This window comes from Lunatimonas salinarum (assembly GCF_017811155.1).
In the GTDB taxonomy this organism is placed as follows: Bacteria; Bacteroidota; Bacteroidia; order Cytophagales; family Cyclobacteriaceae; genus Lunatimonas; species Lunatimonas salinarum.
In genome coordinates, this window is the sequence record NZ_JACVCV010000071.1 from 1 (window position 1) to 1,463 (window position 1,463).

2 protein-coding genes are annotated in these 1,463 nt (G+C 33.8%); both read right to left on the reverse strand.

Annotated features, from left to right (window positions below; all coding sequences use genetic code 11):
• Positions 1-64 precede the first annotated feature (64 nt).
• Entirely contained in the window at positions 65-1,216 is a 1,152-nt protein-coding gene (locus tag IAQ59_RS21900) for an alpha/beta hydrolase-fold protein (protein ID WP_209332991.1), read from the reverse strand.
• Positions 1,217-1,234: 18 nt separating this feature from the next.
• Positions 1,235-1,463 (reverse strand): hypothetical protein (locus IAQ59_RS21905; protein ID WP_209332992.1); only part of this gene is annotated, 229 nt, incomplete at its 5' end.

Here is a 1,463-nt window from a genome sequence, read left to right on the forward strand (position 1 = left end):
TGGTGTGAGAGGCGCACCTCGCTAACCTAACGGTTGGCGGGGCCGTCTACTCGATTGTGTGTGGTTATTCGTCTTTAACTAATTCAAATTCAAAGTCTTTCTTCGTTTCTGGTTTAATTATCAAATTTTTGTACGCTCCCTTAACTTGTAATTCTGTATCCCAACTCCCTTTTGTGAATTTGAATTGAGCTGGACTTTGAACAGTTAAAACTATTTCTCTTTCAAAGTCAGATATTTTTTTCATTTTAACTTTACTAGGGCTCCAATCTCCCAAATTTGGTTGATTACCTGATATGTAAATGACATCATCTTTTCCAAAAGTCTTGACTTTTATTACGACTTCAAATTTTTCTTTACTTAACTCATTTTCTTGTTTTTCCTGGATATTTTTAAAGTAAAATTCCAAGGCATGATTTAAGCTTGGTGGAAATGTATTCCAATGATTATTTTTGGTGTATTCAGCAATTTCAACTGTTACGTTTTCATTCTTTAACGTATCTCTAAAAAATGAATATATTTTTTCTCTAGCTGGTTTCCACTCTTTCCAATACTCAACCCCTTCATCTGCATTACTCAAATAAATGAAAGTCGAATTCTGTATTTTGGTATAATCGAATTTTGAGAGTTCTTTACTTATTTTGTTTTCATCATATGCTAGATTTGGTGAAATTGCTATATAATTTTGAAATAGATTTGGTCTTTTAAGTAATGAATATAGAATGAATGATGCGCCTAAAGAATGTCCAACCGCAATATTGTGATTTAGCGTTCTGTATTTTAAATTTACGTAACGTACAACTTCCGTTTCAACATAGTTTAAAAAATTGTCCGCATTTCCATAAAAATTAGCAACTCTATTCTTAAACGCCTCTGATTCTGGAGGTAAAAAATCATTCAATCTACTATAGTCAATATTCTCGTTGTTAGGTGAAGTTATTCCGACAATTATGAATGATTTACGAGCATCTGTTAGAAAGGGAATTGTAGAACTAGTATAATCAAAAAGCTCCCTTGCTTGAGCATCAAAAACATAAATTACATTAAAATATTCATGTACTCTCAAATCATAGTCATTAGGCGTATAAATCAAAATTTCTCTTTCTTGATTTAATGATTTTGATTGAATTTTTACATTTTCAACTCGCGCTATTGATTGAGCAAAAGTCTCACTTAAAAGTCCTGACAACAATATTATAATGCAAATTTTTAATCTCATATCAGTCGTTTTTTATAATCACACACAACGGTTTGCAGCTATAAGAAGTTGGCGATTTTGAAGCACAAAACTGTCTGCCACCACTGAACTTGATACGAAGCACAAAGCTTCATTTAACCACTGAACCGCCAATTTCTTATAGGTGCTGTGTGTGCCCGGCATGGGCATCTGGTATCGAAGATACCATAATATTCCAGAGGGTGCAAGTCCCTTACGTGCGGGGGTAACGCCCCGAAGCGTTAGCAAG

Excerpts from the sequence above, each read along its gene's own strand:
- IAQ59_RS21900 (WP_209332991.1), bottom strand. The coding sequence starts at position 1,216 with ATGAGATTAAAAATTTGCATTATAATATTGTTGTCAGGACTTTTAAGT.